The following is a 16879-nucleotide window of genomic DNA, read 5'->3' on the forward strand; positions in this document are numbered from 1 at the left end:
CCGGGCCGTGCTCAGCTGCGTCTGCGCGGCGGCGTACGCCTCGGCAGAGAGGGTCACCCGGTAGCGCTGAAACGTTCCGTCGGTGCCCTTCTGCTCCCCCGCCAGTACCGGGTCGGGGGCGGACACCGCCGCGGTCAGCGCCACCATCGGGCTGAGCCGGTCCACCAGAGCGGAGTACGGGATCTCCCGCCGGCCGTCCGCGCCCGCGGCGGTGGTGAACTTCTCCCAGTGCCGGCCGCCCAGCCGGGCCGCGGCGGCCTGGCCACCGCCCAGGTACGCGGTGGTGTCCAGCACTATCAGCTGTTCGGGGACCCCGAGCCGGTCGAGCACCAGGACGGTCTTCGGTGCCCAGAACAGCATCCCGGTCGCACTCTGGGACCCCAGGCGGTAGCTGAATTTGGCCCGGCGCGCGGTGTCCATCTGCAGCTTGGCGGAGAGCAGCACGCCGTGCGGCGAGCGGTCGGTCGGCGTGGCCAGGGCGGACGGGCTGTCGGCCGGGGCGGGCGGCGAGGAGCTCCCTGTGCCGCCCGTACCGCTGCTGCACCCGGCCAGCAGGGCGGCGGCCAGCCCTGCGATCACCGCCCGCCGTACCCGTGCCATCCCCGTACTCCTCCGCTCGCTCGGCCGCACCCTGTGGTCGGACCGGGTCAGTTGCCCGGACTCTTCAGCATGTCGGCGAAGTCCATGACCTCGCTGTCGGCGGGCGCCTTGACCGCCGGGGTGCTGCCGATCTCGGTGTACTTGAAGGTCTGCGGGCCCCCCAGCCCGGCACCCGTGTTGGTGTTGGTCTGCTGGACCAGCTCGCCCTTGCCGTTGATCCAGAAGTCGACGGTGGAGGTGTCACCGTCCTTCTTCAGCAGGCCGGACACCAGGTCGAACTGGTCCTTGCCGATCGGCAGCAGCTTGGCCACCTCATCGATCGGGGCCTCGCTGCGGTAGTGGACGGTGTCCACCCCGTCGATCTTCTCCTCGCCGACCCTGCTCAGCCTGCCCGCCCCGGCGTTGGCCGCCAGCTGGGCGCCCGGGTTGAGGGCCACGAGCATGCCGGCGATCGAACCGTAGTCCTCGGCGCCCCCGGCCCTGCCGTCGCCGCCGGCCGACTTCGGGTCCAGCTTCAGCCACTTCTTGCCGTTCATCAGCGCGGCGGTCTCGGCGTCCAGGCCGGTGTAGAGCGCGCTGTCGACGGCCAGCATCCTGCTCTCCGTGCCCTTGTCCTTCAGCGCCAGGTCGAGGGCCGCCGAACCCGGCTGCCAGACGTAGGAGCCCGAGCCGCCGTCCCCGGTGGTCCGGGTCAGCTTGGCGCCCTTGGCCTTCTCCATCACGGCAGCCGAGGCCAGCAGGGCGGCCTTCGGGTCCTGGTTCGGATCGGGCTTCACCGCCCCCGCGGCGGCACTGGAGCCCGCGCTCGCTGAGGACCCGCCGCTGCCCGCGGCCGCGGTGGCCGGGGACGTGCCGCCGGCGGGTGCGGCGGCGTCCTTGCCGGCGCCGCTCCCGGAGCTGCTGCAGGCGGTCAGTCCGCCCACCAGGAGCGCGGTGGCGGCAACGGCTGAGGCAAGGCGCAGGGTGCGCACAGTGGTCCCCCCTCATATCTCGTGCTCATCGGATTGGGTCGGACTCTAACCGATACCCCCGAGAGCGGGACAAGGGGTTACGCCGACGGGCCCGCACCCCCGAAGGGGTACGGGCCCGTCGGACGGACTCCAGTGGTGCCCGGAACGCGGCTGCCCGGGGCCCGTGGGCTCGGGCGGCGGCTGCGCTGTCGGGCGGTCCTGTCGCCTCGCTCGCAAGCTACCTCAGCGTCAGACCGACGCCGGGTCCTCCTCGACCAGGAGGTTGCGGGTGCGGTTCGGGTCCACCTGGATGCCGGGGCCCATGGTGGTGGAGACCGCGGTCTTCTTGATGTAGCGGCCCTTGGCGGCGGCGGGCTTGGCCCGGAGGACCTCGTCCAGCGCGGCGGCGTAGTTCTCGACCAGCTGCTCGTCGGTGAAGGAGGCCTTACCGATGATGAAGTGCAGGTTCGAGTGCTTGTCGACGCGGAACTCGATCTTGCCACCCTTGATGTCGTTGACAGCCTTGGCGACATCGGGGGTGACGGTGCCGGTCTTCGGGTTCGGCATCAGGCCACGGGGACCGAGCACGCGGCCGAGGCGGCCGACCTTGCCCATGAGGTCCGGGGTGGCGACGACGGCGTCGAAGTCCAGCTTGCCCTTGGCGACCTCGTCGATGAGCTCGTCGGCACCGACGATGTCGGCGCCGGCAGCACGCGCGGCCTCGGCACGCTCGCCGGTCGCGAAGACCAGGACCCGAGCGGTCTTACCGGTGCCGTGCGGGAGGATCACGGTGCTGCGGACCATCTGGTCGGCCTTGCGCGGGTCGACACCCAGGCGCATGGCAACCTCGACGGTGCCGTCGAACTTGGTGGTGGAGGTCGCCTTGGCGAGGCGGATGGCCTCGAGCGGGGCGTAGATGCGGCTGCGGTCGACCTGGGCGTCCGCGGCCTTGAGAGCCTTGCTGCGCTTCACTGCTTCTCCTGAAGGTGAATGGAGGAGTCGTGGTGTATACGGGCCGCGCTGGCCCTACCACGTGAGGACTTGGGCTTTCAGCCCTCGACGGTGATGCCCATCGACCGGGCGGTGCCGGCGATGATCTTCTCCGCCGCGTCCATGTCGTTGGCGTTGAGGTCGGGGAGCTTGGTGGTGGCGATCTCGCGGACCTGGGCGCTGGTGAGCTTCGCGACCTTGGTCTTGTGCGGCTCGCTGGAGCCCTTCTCGATGCCCGCGGCCTTCAGGATGAGGCGAGCGGCCGGCGGCGTCTTCGTGATGAAGGTGAAGGAGCGGTCGTCGTAGACCGTGATCTCCACCGGCACGATCATGCCGCGCTGCGACTCGGTCGCAGCGTTGTAGGCCTTGCAGAACTCCATGATGTTGACGCCGTGCTGACCCAGCGCGGGGCCGACCGGCGGGGCCGGGTTGGCCGCGCCGGCCTTGATCTGGAGCTTGATAAGCCCCGTGACCTTCTTCTTCTTGGGAGGCATGTCTCTCCGGGTCCTTCCGAGAGGTGATTGCTGATGTGTGTGCGGCCAGGGCGACACCCGGCCGGGAGTACACACATCGGACCAGGCTAACGCGGATGCGCCGCTGGGCCAAAACGGATTCGGGGCGGAGCCGAAGCCCCGCCCCGAACCCGAAGATCTGACGCTTTAGTTCTTCTGGATCTGGTCGAACGACAGCTCGACCGGGGTCTCGCGGCCGAAGATCTCGACCAGGCCCTTGACCTTCTTCGAGTCAGGGTTGATCTCGTTGATGGTCGCCTGCAGGGTCGCGAACGGACCGTCGGTGACGGTGACCGAGTCGCCGACCTCGAAGTCGAGCACCTGGATCTCGCTCGGCTTGACCGGCGAGGGCTTGCCCGCCTCCTTGGCCGCCTGGCGCTCCACGTCGGGGGCGAGCATCTTGACGACCTCGTCCAGGGTCAGCGGGTACGGGTCGTACGCGTTGCCGACGAAGCCGGTGACACCCGGGGTGTTGCGGACGACGCCCCAGGATTCCGGGGTGAGGTCCATGCGCACCAGGACGTAGCCGGGGAGCTTGTTCTGGCGGATGGTCTTGCGGTCGCCGTTCTTGATCTGGACGACCTCTTCCTGCGGCACCTCGGCCTGGAAGATGTACTCCTCGACGTTCAGGGAGACCGCGCGCTGCTCCAGGTTCTGCTTGACCCGGTTCTCGTAGCCCGCGTAGGTGTGGATGACGTACCACTCACCCGGCGCGTAGCGCAGCTTCTCGCGGAACTCGGCGACCGGGTCGACCTCGACGGTCTCGACCTCGACGGCCTCGGCGGCCTCGACCTCAGCGGTCTCGCCCTCGGCGGCGTCGGCCTCAGCCACGGCTGCGGCGAACGCCTCGTCCGCCACGGTCTCGTCCTCGGTCACCTCGTGCATCGCGGCGCTCTCGGCCGCCACGCCCGCCTCGGTCTCGTCCGCAGCCTCGACCTCGTCCGCATCGGCGTCCGCCGCGTCGAGGATCTGCTCGGCAGCCTCGGCGTCGGCGGCGTCGGCCGCGTCCAGCTCGGCGGCGTCGTACAGGGGGGACTCAGACACGGTGGCTGCTTCTTTCCTGGGATGTGGAGATGGAACGGCTCCGGGGCCACCCGGCGCCCTCGCGGGCCCGCGCGGATGAAGTCTCGGATACCTCAACAGTACCGAGTCAACGGTAGCGGGCTCGTCCGGTCGGCGCCGACAGCTCGACCCGGGCACCCTGCACAGTGTGCGGGCGACCCGGGTCGGGGGTGGTATCGGGGGCGACGGATCAGCCGAAGACCCAGAACGAGAGCTTGCCGAAGCCGGTGTCCAGGCCGTACACCAGGCCCATGATCACGACCACGAAGGTCACCACGACGCTGGTGTACTGGATCAGGTCGTTGCGGCTCGGCCAGACGACCTTGCGCAGCTCGGCGATGATCTGGCGGTAGAACAGCCCGATCCGGGCGAACAGGCCCTTCTTGGCCCGCTTGCCGGACTTCGACTCGCCACCGGCCTCCCGGTTGGCCCGCTTGCGCTCGCGTCGCGACAGCGCCTTGCCGTCGACGGGCGTGGTCTCGTCCGCGCCGTCGGCACCCTCGGGGTTGCCGCTCTCAGGCGTTGCGGTGGAGCCCGTGGTCTCCGTCACTCGTCCTCACCTGAATCCGGGTCCTGCCGAGCGTCGCTTGCGTGCCTGTGCAACACGGGCGATCCGGCGAAAGCAGTGCTGTTTGGGCCCTCTCCGCGTCAAGCCCGCTCGCTCTGCGGAGCGAACGGGCTTACGTCGGATCAAGCAGCAGGGCAAGAGGGACTCGAACCCCCAACCGCCGGTTTTGGAGACCGGTGCTCTACCAATTGAGCTATTGCCCTACGGTGCCTCGCGGCTCCGGAGATGACCACCAACCTACCGCATCCGGACCGTTGCGTGCTGTACGCCCCGGAGGATCCGCAGTTCGGGAGCCATCGAGCAGTGAGTGTACGGGTTCTTCGGCGATTGGTCGAACCCCTTCGACCGGAGCCCGGTCGGAGAACCCCCCTGACCGCACACATCGTGGACGGACCGGTACACATGCTGAAACCGTCGTACCCGGCCGTCGCCGACTCTGCAACGATGCAGGTATGAGCGCTTCCACCCCCGCCCCCATCAGCCCCGTAGACCGCCGCGTCTCCGCCCGGATCGGCGCCATCGCCGAGTCCGCGACCCTCGCGGTGGACGCCAAGGCCAAGGCCCTCAAGGCCGCCGGCCGACCCGTGATCGGCTTCGGCGCGGGCGAGCCCGACTTCCCGACCCCCGACTACATCGTCGAGGCCGCGGTCGCCGCCTGCCAGGACCCGAAGAACCACCGCTACACCCCGGCGGGCGGCCTGCCCGAGCTGAAGGCCGCGATCGCCGCCAAGACGCTGCGCGACTCGGGCTACGAGGTGGACGCCTCCCAGGTCCTGGTCACCAACGGCGGCAAGCAGGCGATCTACAACGCCTTCGCCGCGATCCTCGACCCGGGCGACGAGGTCATCGTCCCCGCGCCGTACTGGACCACCTACCCGGAGTCGATCCAGCTGGCCGGCGGCGTGCCGGTCGAGGTCGTCGCGGACGAGTCCACCGGCTACAAGGTCTCGGTGGAGCAGCTGGAGGCGGCCCGCACCGGGAACACCAAGGTCGTGCTGTTCGTCTCGCCCTCCAACCCGACCGGCGCGGTGTACACCGAGGCCGAGGCCCGGGCGATCGGCGAGTGGGCGCTGGAGCACGGGCTGTGGGTGCTCACCGACGAGATCTACGAGCACCTGGTGTACGGCGACGCCACGTTCACCTCGCTGCCCGCGCTGCTGCCCGCGCTGCGCGACAAGTGCATCGTGGTCAACGGGGTGGCCAAGACCTACGCCATGACCGGCTGGCGGGTGGGCTGGCTGATCGGCCCCAAGGACGTCGTGTCCGCCGCCGCCAACCTGCAGTCGCACGCCACCTCCAACGTCTCCAACGTGGCCCAGCGCGCCGCCCTGGCCGCCGTCTCCGGCAACCTGGACGCCGTCGCCGAGATGCGCACCGCCTTCGACCGCCGCCGCCAGACCATGGTGCGGATGCTCAACGAGATCGAGGGCGTCTACTGCCCCGAGCCGCAGGGCGCGTTCTACGCCTACCCGTCGGTCAAGGGCCTGCTGGGCAAGGAGATCCGGGGCAAGCGCCCGCAGAGCTCCGCGGAGCTGGCCGCGCTGATCCTGGACGAGGCCGAGGTCGCGGTCGTCCCCGGCGAGGCCTTCGGCACCCCGGGCTACCTGCGCCTGTCCTACGCGCTCGGCGACGCCGACCTGGCCGAGGGCGTCAGCCGGATGCAGAAGCTGCTGGGCGAGGCCCGCGACTGACGCTCCGCACCCCGCACCGCCCCCGTCACCCCTTCGAGCGATGTGACGGGGGCGGTTCCCGGATCACCCCGGGATGCGGCAGGATTCGTGAATGGATCCCCTGCGCGACGTACGGGCCCTTCCCAAGGCCCATCTGCACCTGCACTTCACCGGCTCGATGCGGCCCGAAACCCTGCTGGAACTGGCCGCCAAGCACCGCATCAGGCTGCCCGAGGCACTCAGCTCGGCCGAGCCGCCGAAGCTGCGGGCCACCGACGAGCGCGGCTGGTTCCGCTTCCAGCGGCTGTACGACACCGCCCGCTCGGTGCTCCGCGACGAGGAGGACATCCGGCGCCTGGTCCTGGAGACCGCCGAGGACGAACGGCGCGACGGCTCCCGCTGGCTGGAGATCCAGGTCGACCCGACCTCGTACGCGCCCCGGTTCGGCGGCCTGATCCCGGCGCTCGAACTGATCCTGGACGCCGTGCGGGACGCCTCCGAGCGGACCGGGGTGGGGATCCGGGTGCTGGTCGCCGCGAACCGGATGAAGTCGCCGATGGACGCCCGCACGCTGGCCCGGCTCGCGGTCCGCTATACCGACCAGGGCGTGGTCGGCTTCGGGCTCTCCAACGACGAACGGCGCGGCCTGGCACGGGACTTCGACCGCGCCTTCGCCATCGCCCGGAAGGCCGGGCTGCTGGCCGCCCCGCACGGCGGCGAGCTGGCCGGACCGGAGTCCGTCCGGGACTGCCTGGACGACCTGGGCGCGGGCCGGATCGGCCACGGCGTCCGGGCGGCGGAGGACGCCCGGCTGATGCAGCGGCTGGCCGACCGCCAGATCACCTGCGAGGTCTGCCCCGCCTCCAACGTCGCCCTCGGCGTCTACGAGCACGCCACCGAGGTCCCGCTGCGACGGCTCTTCGAGGCGGGCGTGCCGCTCGCCCTCGGCGCCGACGACCCGCTCCTCTTCGGCTCCCGGCTGGCCGCGCAGTACGAGCTGGCCCGCACGGTCCACGGCTTCTCCGACCCCGAACTCGCCGAACTGGCCCGCCAGTCCGTCCGCGGCTCGCGGGCCCCGGAGGACGTCCAGAAGCTGCTGCTCGCCGACATCGACGCCTGGCTCGCCGGCTGAGCCCGCCGGGGGCGCACGGCCCTCCGCCCGGTCGACCGCGCGCCCCGATGGGTCAGCCTGCGCCCCGGGTGTCAACTCCGTTGCGGGAGTGGGGTTCTCAGGTCTCCGCCGGCGCCCGCCGGGAAGGATCCGGTGCCGGGCATTGAGAGCACGGAGGCGGTGGTGAGGGCCCAGACGTCGTCGGCCCGCCGCACCGGGTAGTGACTCCCGCGGGGCACCTCGTACCGGGCGAGTCGGGGCACCACCGTGCGGGCCCGCCGCGCGCAGTCGAGCGACTTGGCCGCGCCCGCCGCCGTACGGTCCCGGTCCCCGTGGACGATCAGCACCCGGCGCCCGCGCAACTGCTCGACCGGGTCGCCGTCCGGCAGCCGGGGAGCGACACCGACCACGCCCGCGACGGTCGGACGGCGCTGCCACGCGGTCAGCTCCGCGCTGCGCTCCCGCCCGCCGCGCTTCCGCCGTACGAGCATCCGGCGCCCCCACGATCTGCGGACACCACGGCTAGAGGCTGATGCCCACCATCACCGGCTCGTTCACCAGCTCCACGCCGAAGGCGTCCAGCACGCCCGCCCGGATCGCTCGGGCCAGCGCCAGCAGGTCCTCGGTGGTCGCGCCGCCCCGGTTGGTCAGGGCGAGCGTGTGCTTGGTGGAGAGGGTGGCCCTGCCGGTGCCCCAGCCCTTGCCGAAGCCGGCCTGGTCGATCAGCCAGGCGGCGGAGGTCTTGGTGCAGCCGTCCGGCGCCGGGTACGCGGGCGCGGTGCGCCCGTCGAGCCGGGCCAGGAACGCGGCGAACTGGTCGGCCGTCAGGATCGGGTTGGTGAAGAAGGAGCCCGCCGACCAGGTGTCGTGGTCGGCCGGGTCCAGCACCATGCCCTTGCCCGCGCGCAGCCGCAGCACCGTCTCGTACGCCGTCCGGAGGTCGACGCGCTGCTCGGCCTCGACCCCGAGCGTCCGCGCCACCTCGGCGTACTTCACCGGCGAGGACTGTCCGGCGGCGTCCTCCAGGGCGAAGCGCACCCGCAGCACCACGTACCGGTCCGGCTGCGCCTTGAACCGGCTGTGCCGGTAGGAGAACCGGCACTCGTCGCGGTCCAGCGTGACGGTCTCGCCGGCCTCGCGGTCGTACGCGACGACCTCGGTGATGCTGCCGGCCACCTCCTGGCCGTACGCGCCGACGTTCTGCACCGGGGTGGCGCCGGCCGAGCCGGGGATGCCGGCCAGGAACTCGATGCCCGCCAGCCCCTTGTCGACCGTACGGGCCACGGCGTCCGCCCAGACCTCGCCGGCGGCGAGCTCCAGGGTGGTGCCGTCCAGCTCGAAGCCGGCGGTGGCGATCCGCAGGACGGTGCCCTCGAACCCGGCGTCCCCGATCACCAGGTTGGAGCCGCCGCCGATGACCAGCAGCGGCTGGCCGGCCTCGTCGGCCTCCCGGACGGTGGCGATGACCTCGGCGTCGGTGGTGGCGGTGACCAGACGGCGGGCCGGTCCACCGAGCCGGAGCGTGGTCAGCGGGGCGAGCGGGGCGTCGTGTTCTACAAGCACGCGCTCCAGAGTACGGGGTGCCCCCGGACTGCTCGGCGAGACGTCGCTCCGCCCCGGCCCAGCCCGGCTTCGGACCGGGGCGGACGTCCGGGTGGTGAAGACCGCGCCCGTCACGACCCGCCGCAGCTCGCGCATCGCGGTGCGGCTCCGCCCCGACACGGGCGTCGATCGCCTCGCGGCTCTCCGAGACGGAGAAAGCCGGGGTCCGGGGGCGTTCTGCCGCCCCCGGACCCCGGCCTTCCCGGTCGTCAGGAGAGCTGGACCACGGCCCGGGACATCCCGAGGACCTTCTGGCCGCCGCTGGTCGCCACCAGGTCGACCCGGACCCGCCGGTCGTCCAGCAGCGCCGCGACCTTGCCGGTGACCTCGATCACCGCGCCGACGCCGTCGTTGGGCACCGGCACCGGCTTGGTGAACCGCACGCCGTACTCGACCACCGCGCCCGGGTCGCCGACCCAGTCGGTGACCACGCGGACGGCCTCGGCCATGGTGAACATGCCGTGCGCGATGACGTCGGGCAGGCCGACCTCCAGCGCGAACTTCTCGTTCCAGTGGATCGGGTTGAAGTCGCCCGAGGCACCCGCGTAGCGGACCAGGGTGGCCCGGGTGACCGGGAAGGACTGGGCCGGCAGCTCGGTACCGACCGCCACCTCGTCGAAGCTGATCGCCATGGCTGCTACTCCCCTGCCTCGTCCGCGCCGCGCGCCACCAGCATCATGAGTGCCGTGACCACGTGCTCGCCGCTCTGGTCGTGCACCTCGCCACGGACCGAGAGGACGTCGTTGCCCGCCATCGACTTGATGGAGTCGATCGTCACAGTGACCGCCAGCCGGTCGCCGGCCCGTACCGGGCGGGTGTAGGCGAACTTCTGGTCGCCGTGCACCACCCGGGAGAAGTCCAGGCCGAGCTCCGGGTCCTCGACCACCTGGGCCGAGGCCTGGTAGGTGATCAGGAACGGGAAGGTCGGCGGAGCGATCACGTCCGGGTACCCGAGCGCCTTGGCGGCCTCCGGGTCGGTGTACGCGGGGTTGGCGTCGCCGATCGCGACGGCGAACTCGCGGATCTTCTCCCGGCCGACCTCGTACGGCGGGGTGGGCGGGTACGTCCGCCCGATGAACGAGGGGTCGAGCGGCATGGGCAACTCCTCCGACTACTGGTCAGGCCTGTTCACAGCCATACGAAAAGCCATACGAAAAAGCTCCAGGCCGCGCCCCTTGCGGGATGCGGCCTGGAGCCGAGAGCCTATGTCACACAGGCCCGGCGACACCTTGCGGGGTCAGCGGGTCTCGCGGTGCGCGGTGTGCGAGTTGCAGCGGGGGCAGTGCTTCTTCATCTCAAGACGGTCCGGGTCGTTGCGCCGGTTCTTCTTGGTGATGTAGTTCCGCTCCTTGCACTCCACGCAGGCCAGCGTGATCTTCGGGCGGACGTCGGTGGCAGCCACGGGAGTGCCTTCCTGGGACAACGAATAAGAACACAACAAGAGTAGCCGATCGGGAGTTCGATCTCCCGATCGACTACGCGGGTAGCGGTGACCGGACTTGAACCGGTGACACAGCGATTATGAGCCGCTTGCTCTACCAACTGAGCTACACCGCTTAGATGATCCGAACCAACACCGAGGTGCGAGCCTTCTCACCAGAGCCCCCATGCGGAATCGAACCGCAGACCTTCTCCTTACCATGGAGACGCTCTACCGACTGAGCTATAGGGGCGAACGAGGAAGACATTACACGTTTCCCGGCCAGAGGTGAAATCCGTATCCGACGCGGAAGATCCCAGGTCGGCAGGGCGTACGGGCGCTCCGATCCGAGACCCGCGTTCGGGCCCGCCTGAGAACCCACGGCCCGAGCCGATACGACTTTTGCCAGCCTCCGAGCGCCCCGGCGCCACTCCCCATAGGCTCGACCCTCAGTGATCTTGCGGCTCGCGGGGCGCCCCCTGGGCCGCCGGACAGCGAGGAGCCGGCCGATGAGCGCTGACAGCACACCCGCGGACGGCCCCGGGCCGGGCCGGGCCGGCCAGCCGCCTTCGTTCCCCGGCGCCGGGCACGAGGGGCCGCTCAGCCACGGGCCGGTCCTGCTGCTCACCGGCGCCAGGCTGGCCGACGGCCGGGTGGTGGACGTCCGGATCAGCGGCGACCGGATCCAGGCCGTCGGCACCAGCGGCAGCCTCGGCCCGCTGCCCGCCCTCCCCGGCACTCCGACCGCCACCACCGGCGCCCGGATCGACCTGGGCGGCTACCTGCTGCTCCCCGCCCCCGTCGAGCCGCACGCCCACTACGACGCCGCCTTCTCCGCCGCCCTGGCCACGCCGCCCTCCGAGACCCCCGCCGACCTGGTCCGCCGGGTCACCGAGGCGGCCCTCACCTCGCTCGGCTACGGCGCCACCGCCCAGCGCACCCACGTCCGGATCGGCGACGTCCACGGCCTGCGCCGCCTGGAGGCCGTCCTCACCGCCCGGCAGGCGCTGCGCGGGCTCGCCGAGCTCCAGTCGGTCGCCATGCCCCGGCTGCTCACCGGCCTCGCCGGGGCGGACGGCCGGGCCCAGCTGCGCGAGGCCCTCAAGCTCGGCGCGACAGCCGCCGGAGGCTGCCCCGACCTCGACCCCGACCCGGTCGGGTACGTCCAGGTGCTGCTGGAGGCCGCCCGCGAGGCCGACTGCCCGGTGGACCTGCACACCGCCGCCGCCGACCCCGCGCAACTGGCGCGGCTCGCAGGCGCGCTCGCCCCGCTGCGGCCCCGGGTGGTGCTCGGCCCGTGCAGCGCCCTGGCGCCCGGCGGTTCCACCGTGCTGGCCAGCAGTGGCATCCGGCTGGTCTGCCTGCCGCAGAACGGCTGCTGCACCGGGCTCGAAGGCCCGGCCCCCGGCCTGCGGCCGGCGCTGCTGAGGGAGCTGGCCACGGCCCGGATCCCGTTCGCGGCCGGCAGCGGCGCCCTGCGCGACCTCAGCAACCCGGTCGGCCGAGCCGACCCGCTGGAGTCCGCGTACCTGCTCGCGGCGGGCGGCGCGCTCGGCCCGGACGCCGCGTACGAGACGGTCAGCAACCAGGCCAGGATCACCCTCGGGCTGCCGCCGGTCCGGGTGGACGCGGGCTTCCCCGCCGAGCTGCTCGCGGTGCGCGGCGACAGCCTCGCCGGGGCGCTGGCCGGCGGACACAGCCGGCTGGTGGTGCACAGCGGACGGATCGTCAGCCGGACCAGCGCCGTGCGCGAGTTCGCGGACACCGTCGCCCTCGCCCTGCCGCGCCAATGCGGGCCCGGCTGAGCCCTGGACCGGCTCAGGAGCCGGCCGGGCCGCCGCCGTACGTGCTCTCGTCCCCCGCGTACGGCGGCGCCCGATCCTGCCGCTCGGGCAACGCGGCCGGCGGGCCCCCACGCCCGCCGTGCGGCCGGCTGCCGCATCCCCCACGGAGCGGCACCGGCCTTCGACCACGAACGCTATCCGCGGCCGGCCCCGCCGGCCGCCGCCCTGACACGCTCTTGGCGGGCCACCGGCCGCTCTTGACGTCCCGTTGACGGACGAGGCCCCGGACAGCGGTGCTGTCCGGGGCCTCGACGGCGGTGCCGCAGGTCAGGCGTTCTCGGGAGCCGGGATCTTCTCGTGCTCCGACCTGACCGCCGGCTCGCCGCGACGGACCGAGCCGGGGGCGCGGCGGGACGGGTGGTCCGCCCGTCCGGCCGAGCTGAGCTGCCAGGGGACGCTGATCACCATCACGCCGGGGGTGAAGAGCAGACGGCTCTTCAGCCACAGCGCCGACTGGTTGTGCAGCAGGTGCTCCCACCAGTGGCCGACCACGTACTCGGGGATGAAGACGGCGATGGCGTCACGCGGGCTGGTGCGGCGGATGGTGCGGACGTACCCGACGACCGGCTTGGTGATCTCGCGGTAGGGGGAGTCCAGGACCTTCAGCGGGACCTGGAGGTCGTACTCGTCCCACTGCGACTCCAGTTCCCTGGTCGCGTCCTTCTCGACCGAGACCGTGACGGCCTCCAGCGAGTCGGGGCGGAACGCCTGGGCGTATCCGAGGGCGCGCAGCGTGGGCTTGTGCAGCTTGGAGACCAGCACGATGCCGTGCACCCGGGAGGGCCGGACCGACTCGGCGTGCGGGTCGTCCACGGCGAGTTCCTCGGCGACCGTGTCGTAGTGCCGGCGGATGCCGCGCATCATCACCCACAGCACGACGGCCGCGACCACGGCCAGCCAGGCGCCCTGGGTGAACTTGGTGATCAGCACGATCACCAGCACCAGCGCGGTGACGACCGCGCCGAAGCCGTTGATCACCCGGGAGCGCTGGGCGGCGGCCCGGACCGCGCTGTCGGCCTCGGTGGCCAGCGTCCGGTTCCAGTGCTTGACCATGCCGATCTGGGAGAGCGTGAAGGAGGTGAACACGCCCAGGATGTACAGGTGGATCAGGCTGGTGACGTCCGCCTTGTAGAGCACCAGCAGTCCGCCGGCCACCACCGCGAGGGCGATGATGCCGTTGGAGAAGGCCAGCCGGTCGCCGCGGGTGTGCATCTGCCGGGGCAGGTAGCGGTGCTGGGCGAGGATCGAGGCCAGCAGCGGGAAGCCGTTGAAGGCGGTGTTGGCGGCCAGGATCAGGACCAGCGCGGTGACCGCCTGGATCAGGTAGAAGAGGATGCTCTGGTCCCCGCCGAAGATCGAGGCGGCCAGCTGGGCGATCACGGTCGGCTGGGCGAAGGTCTTGCAGTCGCCGGGGACGCCGGTGAGCTGGCAGGCGTCGTCGACGTAGTGGACCTTGGTGATCAGCGACAGCGCCGTGATGCCGACGAACATCACCACGGCGGTGATGCCCATGACGGACATCGTGCTCGCGGCGTTCTTCGACTTGGGGGCGCGGAACGCCGGGACGCCGTTGGAGATCGCCTCGACGCCGGTGAGCGCGGTGCAGCCGGAGGCGAAGGCCCGCAGGCCCAGCATCAGCAGGCCGAGCCCGGCCAGGGTGTCCTTGCCGTCCACCGGGATGATGCCCATCCCGGCGCTGGAGGCGACCGGGGTGTGTCCGGAGAGCACCTTGACGAAGCCGGTGACCACCATCAGCAGGATGCCGCCGATGAACAGGTACGTCGGCGCCGCGAAGGCCTTGCCGGACTCGCGTACGCCGCGCAGGTTCATCGCGGCCAGCAGCACCACGAAGGCGACCGCCAGCTCGACCCGGTAGTCGGCCAGGCTCGGCATCGCCGAGATGATGTTGTCGACGCCGGACGCCACCGAGACCGCGACCGTCATCACGTAGTCGACCAGCAGCGAGGCCGCGACCACCAGACCGGCGTTGTCGCCGAGGTTCTTGGAGACCACCTCGTACGAGCCGCCGCCGCTCGGGTAGGCGTGCACGACCTGCCGGTACGACATCACCACGACCGCCATCAGCAGGACGACGCCTGCTGCGACCCACGGAGTCAGGTACAGGAAGGCCGTGCCACCGACGGTGAGCACCAGCAGGATCTCCTGGGTGGCGTAGGCCACCGAGGAGAGCGGGTCGGAAGCGAAGATCGGCAGGGCCAGCCGCTTGGGGAGCAGCGTCTCGCCCAGCTCCTCGCTGCGCATGGCCTTACCGATCACAAGGCGCTTGAGCGCCTGGGGCACGTTGAACACATCAGCGAGCGTAGGGCCCTCGTCCGACGGGGCAATGGGCCTCGGCGGCGTGTGGCGCGCCCTTCGCTCGCCCATTCGGAGCAGCGTTTCCCCAGGTCGGAGCAGTGTGGGCAGTCGTTTTCGCCGGGCCCGCGGCAGCGTGCGGGCCCGGCGTTAAGGCTGCGTCAAGATGTCGAGCTGTAATCGGGCATATGGGCTAACAGTTATCTTTCAGGCCGTTTCCAGCCTGTTCCCGGTCCGCTCCCAGTCCGTTCCCAGTCCGTTCCCAGCCTTCGGCCCGCCGCTACATGCGCAGCCGCAGCCGGCAGACCGCCGCGTCGGTCCGGCGGCGCAGCGCCCGGTCGATCACCGCGCCGCGCTGGTTCTGCAGCGCGCGCTGCCAGAACTTGGCGGGCTCGACCTCGGGGATCAGTACGGTGATCCGCTCGTAGGACCGTTCGACACCGAGCTCGTTGACGTAGGCGGCCAGCGGGGCGCCGAGCCTGCGGTGCGCGTCCGGCACCTCGACCAGCGGGACACCGGGCTGCCACAGTTCCCAGTCGCGGCGCAGCGCCTCGGCGGCCTGCCGGTCCTCGGCGTCCGGACTGGTGTGGACCACGGTCACGGCCATGACCTCGTCGCCGAGCGAGACGGCGGCCGACAGGGCGTCCCTGGTCAGCCGGGAGATCGCGGTGACGGGGACGAGGACCAGCGAGCGCTGCCTGGTCACCGCGCCGGGCACCCGGCCCAGCTCCAGCCGCTCGCCGATCCGCTCGTAGGTGCGGTGGACCAGCTCGAAGAGCGCGACCAGCAGCGGCAGCGCGAGGCAGATGCCCCAGGCGCCCTCGGTGAACTTGGTACCGGTGACCACCACGGTGGCGGTGCCGGTGAGCAGCGCGCCGAAACCGTTCAGCAGTGCCTTGCCGCGCCAGCCGGGCCCGCGCTCGCCGCTCCAGTGCCTGACCATGCCCACCTGGCAGATGGTGAAGCCGACGAAGACGCCGATGGAGAAGAGCGGCACCAGGCTGTTGACGTCCCCGCCGGAGCCGACCAGCAGCACGGCCGAGACCAGCGAGAGGAAGAGCACGCCGTGCCGGTGCACCTGGTGGTCGGCGCGCAGGGCGAAGACGTGCGGCAGGTTGTTGTCCCGGGCCAGCAGGCGCATCAGCACGGGCAGGCCGCCGAAGGAGGTGTTGGCGGCCAGGCCCAGCAGGATCACGGTGGAGAACTGCACCAGGTAGAAGCCGAAGCCGTGGCCGAGCGAGGCGTCCGCCAGCTGGGCGAGCACGGTGACGCCCTCGACCGGCTGGAGGTGGAAGCGGCCGATCAGCACGGCCAGGCCGATCAGCATCACGCCGAGCAGCGCGCCGAGCGCCACCTCGGTGTGCTGGGCGCGCCTGACCCGGGGGGTGCGGAACGACGGGACCGCGTTGGCCACCGCCTCGACGCCGGTCAGCGCCGAGCAGCCGGCCGCGAAGGCCTTGAGCAGCAGCAGCGCGCCGACCGTGGTGGCGTTGTCGGCCAGGGTGGAGGCGTGTCCGGCGGCGGCCGCGGTGCTGGCGGGGGTGGACCGGAACAGCCCGGCCACGATGATCGCCAGGATGGAGAGCACGAAGACGGCCGTCGGGGCCATGAACCAGCGGGCGGACTCGGCCACACCTCTCAGGTTCACCGCGGTGACCAGGACCAGCACGCCCAGGCAGAGCCAGATCCGGTCGTCGTACAGCTCGGGGACGGCGGAGGTCAGCGCGGCGACGCCGGCGGTGACGGAGACCGCGACGTTCAGGATGTAGTCGATGACCAGCGAGGCGGCGGCGGTCAGCGCGGCCCGGCGGCCGAGGTGCGCCTTGGCGACCGCGTACGAGCCGCCGCCGTCCGGGAAGGCGGCGATCACCTGGCGGTAGGAGGCCACCAGCACGCCAAGCAGCACGGCGATGGCGACGGTGACCGGGAGCGTGAACCCGAGGCCGTACGCCCCTGCGGCCGCGAGCACCAGCACGATCGACTCCGGCCCGTAGGCGACGGAGGCCATCGCGTCCAGCGACAGGGCGGCCAGGCCGCCGAGGGCGGTCAGCTTGTCGCGGGAGTGCTCCTCCTCGTGCGGGGCGCCGGTATCAGGCGGCTCCTCGTCCGCGGCGAGGGGATTCGCCGGACGCTGCATGTCGGTGCCGGGCATCGGCCTGACCTCCACTGTTCGATGTGCTCTGATCGTCACCGGGCCGGGCGCGTCAACTGCCGCTCCTGACGGGTTCTTGACGCGG

Annotated in this window: 16 protein-coding genes and 3 tRNA genes; 3 read left to right on the top strand and 16 right to left on the bottom strand. The window is 71.6% G+C overall.

The annotated features are described in order from the left end of the window. From UK12_RS19595 to UK12_RS19625, 7 genes are all read right to left on the bottom strand, one after another. Positions 1–600 (bottom strand): hypothetical protein (locus tag UK12_RS19595; RefSeq protein ID WP_045304347.1); only part of this gene is annotated, 600 nt, incomplete at its 3' end. Between the two features lie 47 nt (positions 601–647). Next, positions 648–1571 (bottom strand): hypothetical protein, encoded by a 924-nt coding sequence (locus UK12_RS19600; RefSeq protein WP_045304348.1) that lies wholly within the window; start codon positions 1569–1571, stop codon positions 648–650. A gap of 228 nt (positions 1572–1799) precedes the next feature. Further along, a complete protein-coding gene (gene rplA / locus UK12_RS19605; protein ID WP_045304349.1) occupies positions 1800–2522 on the bottom strand; it encodes a 50S ribosomal protein L1 in 723 nt (240 codons plus the stop codon). 77 nt (positions 2523–2599) lie between these two features. Further along, entirely contained in the window at positions 2600–3034 is a 435-nt protein-coding gene (gene rplK / locus UK12_RS19610; protein WP_045304350.1) for a 50S ribosomal protein L11, read from the bottom strand. Between the two features lie 165 nt (positions 3035–3199). Further along, positions 3200–4096 (bottom strand): transcription termination/antitermination protein NusG, encoded by an 897-nt coding sequence (gene nusG, locus UK12_RS19615; protein ID WP_045304351.1) that lies wholly within the window; start codon positions 4094–4096, stop codon positions 3200–3202. Positions 4097–4304: 208 nt separating this feature from the next. Next, a complete protein-coding gene (secE, locus tag UK12_RS19620) occupies positions 4305–4664 on the bottom strand; it encodes a preprotein translocase subunit SecE (protein WP_052682005.1) in 360 nt (119 codons plus the stop codon). Positions 4665–4812: 148 nt separating this feature from the next. Continuing rightward, positions 4813–4885, bottom strand: a tRNA-Trp gene (locus UK12_RS19625). Positions 4886–5134: 249 nt separating this feature from the next. Between UK12_RS19625 and UK12_RS19630 the strand changes: the two genes are divergently transcribed. Together UK12_RS19630 and UK12_RS19635 are read left to right on the top strand one after the other, a co-directional pair. Beyond that, a complete protein-coding gene (locus UK12_RS19630) occupies positions 5135–6373 on the top strand; it encodes a pyridoxal phosphate-dependent aminotransferase (protein WP_045304352.1) in 1239 nt (412 codons plus the stop codon). Between the two features lie 91 nt (positions 6374–6464). After that, positions 6465–7484 carry an adenosine deaminase gene (locus UK12_RS19635; RefSeq protein WP_045304353.1) on the top strand — a complete coding sequence of 340 codons (1020 nt, stop codon included), beginning with the start codon at positions 6465–6467 and terminating at the stop codon, positions 7482–7484. Between the two features lie 71 nt (positions 7485–7555). Here UK12_RS19635 and UK12_RS19640 read toward each other — a convergent pair whose 3' ends face one another. The 7 genes from UK12_RS19640 to UK12_RS19670 form a co-directional block, all read right to left on the bottom strand. Further along, positions 7556–7954, bottom strand: coding sequence for an alpha/beta hydrolase (locus UK12_RS19640; RefSeq protein WP_052682006.1), 399 nt, complete (start codon positions 7952–7954; stop codon positions 7556–7558). 31 nt (positions 7955–7985) lie between these two features. Continuing rightward, positions 7986–9035, bottom strand: a complete 1050-nt coding sequence (locus UK12_RS19645; RefSeq protein WP_442973826.1) for a UDP-N-acetylmuramate dehydrogenase — start codon at positions 9033–9035, stop codon at positions 7986–7988. Between the two features lie 239 nt (positions 9036–9274). Further along, complete coding sequence (locus UK12_RS19650; protein WP_045304355.1) at positions 9275–9697, bottom strand: MaoC family dehydratase; 423 nt, start codon at positions 9695–9697, stop codon at positions 9275–9277. Positions 9698–9702: 5 nt separating this feature from the next. Continuing rightward, on the bottom strand, positions 9703–10161 hold the full coding sequence (locus UK12_RS19655) for a MaoC family dehydratase N-terminal domain-containing protein (protein ID WP_045304356.1): 459 nt from the start codon (positions 10159–10161) through the stop codon (positions 9703–9705). A gap of 141 nt (positions 10162–10302) precedes the next feature. Continuing rightward, positions 10303–10467, bottom strand: a complete 165-nt coding sequence (gene rpmG / locus UK12_RS19660; RefSeq protein WP_006604855.1) for a 50S ribosomal protein L33 — start codon at positions 10465–10467, stop codon at positions 10303–10305. Positions 10468–10549: 82 nt separating this feature from the next. After that, positions 10550–10622 (bottom strand) — tRNA-Met (locus UK12_RS19665). A 43-nt stretch (positions 10623–10665) separates the two neighbouring features. Next, positions 10666–10738: transfer RNA gene (locus UK12_RS19670), tRNA-Thr, on the bottom strand. 256 nt (positions 10739–10994) lie between these two features. Between UK12_RS19670 and UK12_RS19675 the strand changes: the two genes are divergently transcribed. Further along, entirely contained in the window at positions 10995–12290 is a 1296-nt protein-coding gene (locus tag UK12_RS19675) for a hydrolase (protein ID WP_045304357.1), read from the top strand. A 306-nt stretch (positions 12291–12596) separates the two neighbouring features. On the opposite strand, the gene UK12_RS19680 is transcribed toward UK12_RS19675, so the two are convergent. Both UK12_RS19680 and UK12_RS19685 read right to left on the bottom strand, forming a co-directional pair. Further along, on the bottom strand, positions 12597–14639 hold the full coding sequence (locus tag UK12_RS19680; protein WP_045304358.1) for an APC family permease: 2043 nt from the start codon (positions 14637–14639) through the stop codon (positions 12597–12599). Between the two features lie 283 nt (positions 14640–14922). After that, positions 14923–16794, bottom strand: a complete 1872-nt coding sequence (locus UK12_RS19685) for an APC family permease (RefSeq protein ID WP_045304359.1) — start codon at positions 16792–16794, stop codon at positions 14923–14925. Between the last annotated feature and the right edge of the window lie 85 nt (positions 16795–16879).

Origin of the sequence: Saccharothrix sp. ST-888 (assembly GCF_000955975.1) — a bacterium.
Classification (GTDB): Bacteria; Actinomycetota; Actinomycetes; order Streptomycetales; family Streptomycetaceae; genus Kitasatospora.

Coding starts and splice junctions, on each gene's coding strand:
- UK12_RS19685 (WP_045304359.1), bottom strand. CDS start 16,794: ATGCCCGGCACCGACATGCAGCGTCCGGCGAATCCCCTCGCCGCGGAC.
- UK12_RS19630 (WP_045304352.1), top strand. CDS start 5,135: ATGAGCGCTTCCACCCCCGCCCCCATCAGCCCCGTAGACCGCCGCGTC.
- UK12_RS19635 (WP_045304353.1), top strand. CDS start 6,465: ATGGATCCCCTGCGCGACGTACGGGCCCTTCCCAAGGCCCATCTGCAC.
- UK12_RS19640 (WP_052682006.1), bottom strand. CDS start 7,954: ATGCTCGTACGGCGGAAGCGCGGCGGGCGGGAGCGCAGCGCGGAGCTG.
- rplK (WP_045304350.1), bottom strand. CDS start 3,034: ATGCCTCCCAAGAAGAAGAAGGTCACGGGGCTTATCAAGCTCCAGATC.
- UK12_RS19650 (WP_045304355.1), bottom strand. CDS start 9,697: ATGGCGATCAGCTTCGACGAGGTGGCGGTCGGTACCGAGCTGCCGGCC.
- UK12_RS19655 (WP_045304356.1), bottom strand. CDS start 10,161: ATGCCGCTCGACCCCTCGTTCATCGGGCGGACGTACCCGCCCACCCCG.
- UK12_RS19675 (WP_045304357.1), top strand. CDS start 10,995: ATGAGCGCTGACAGCACACCCGCGGACGGCCCCGGGCCGGGCCGGGCC.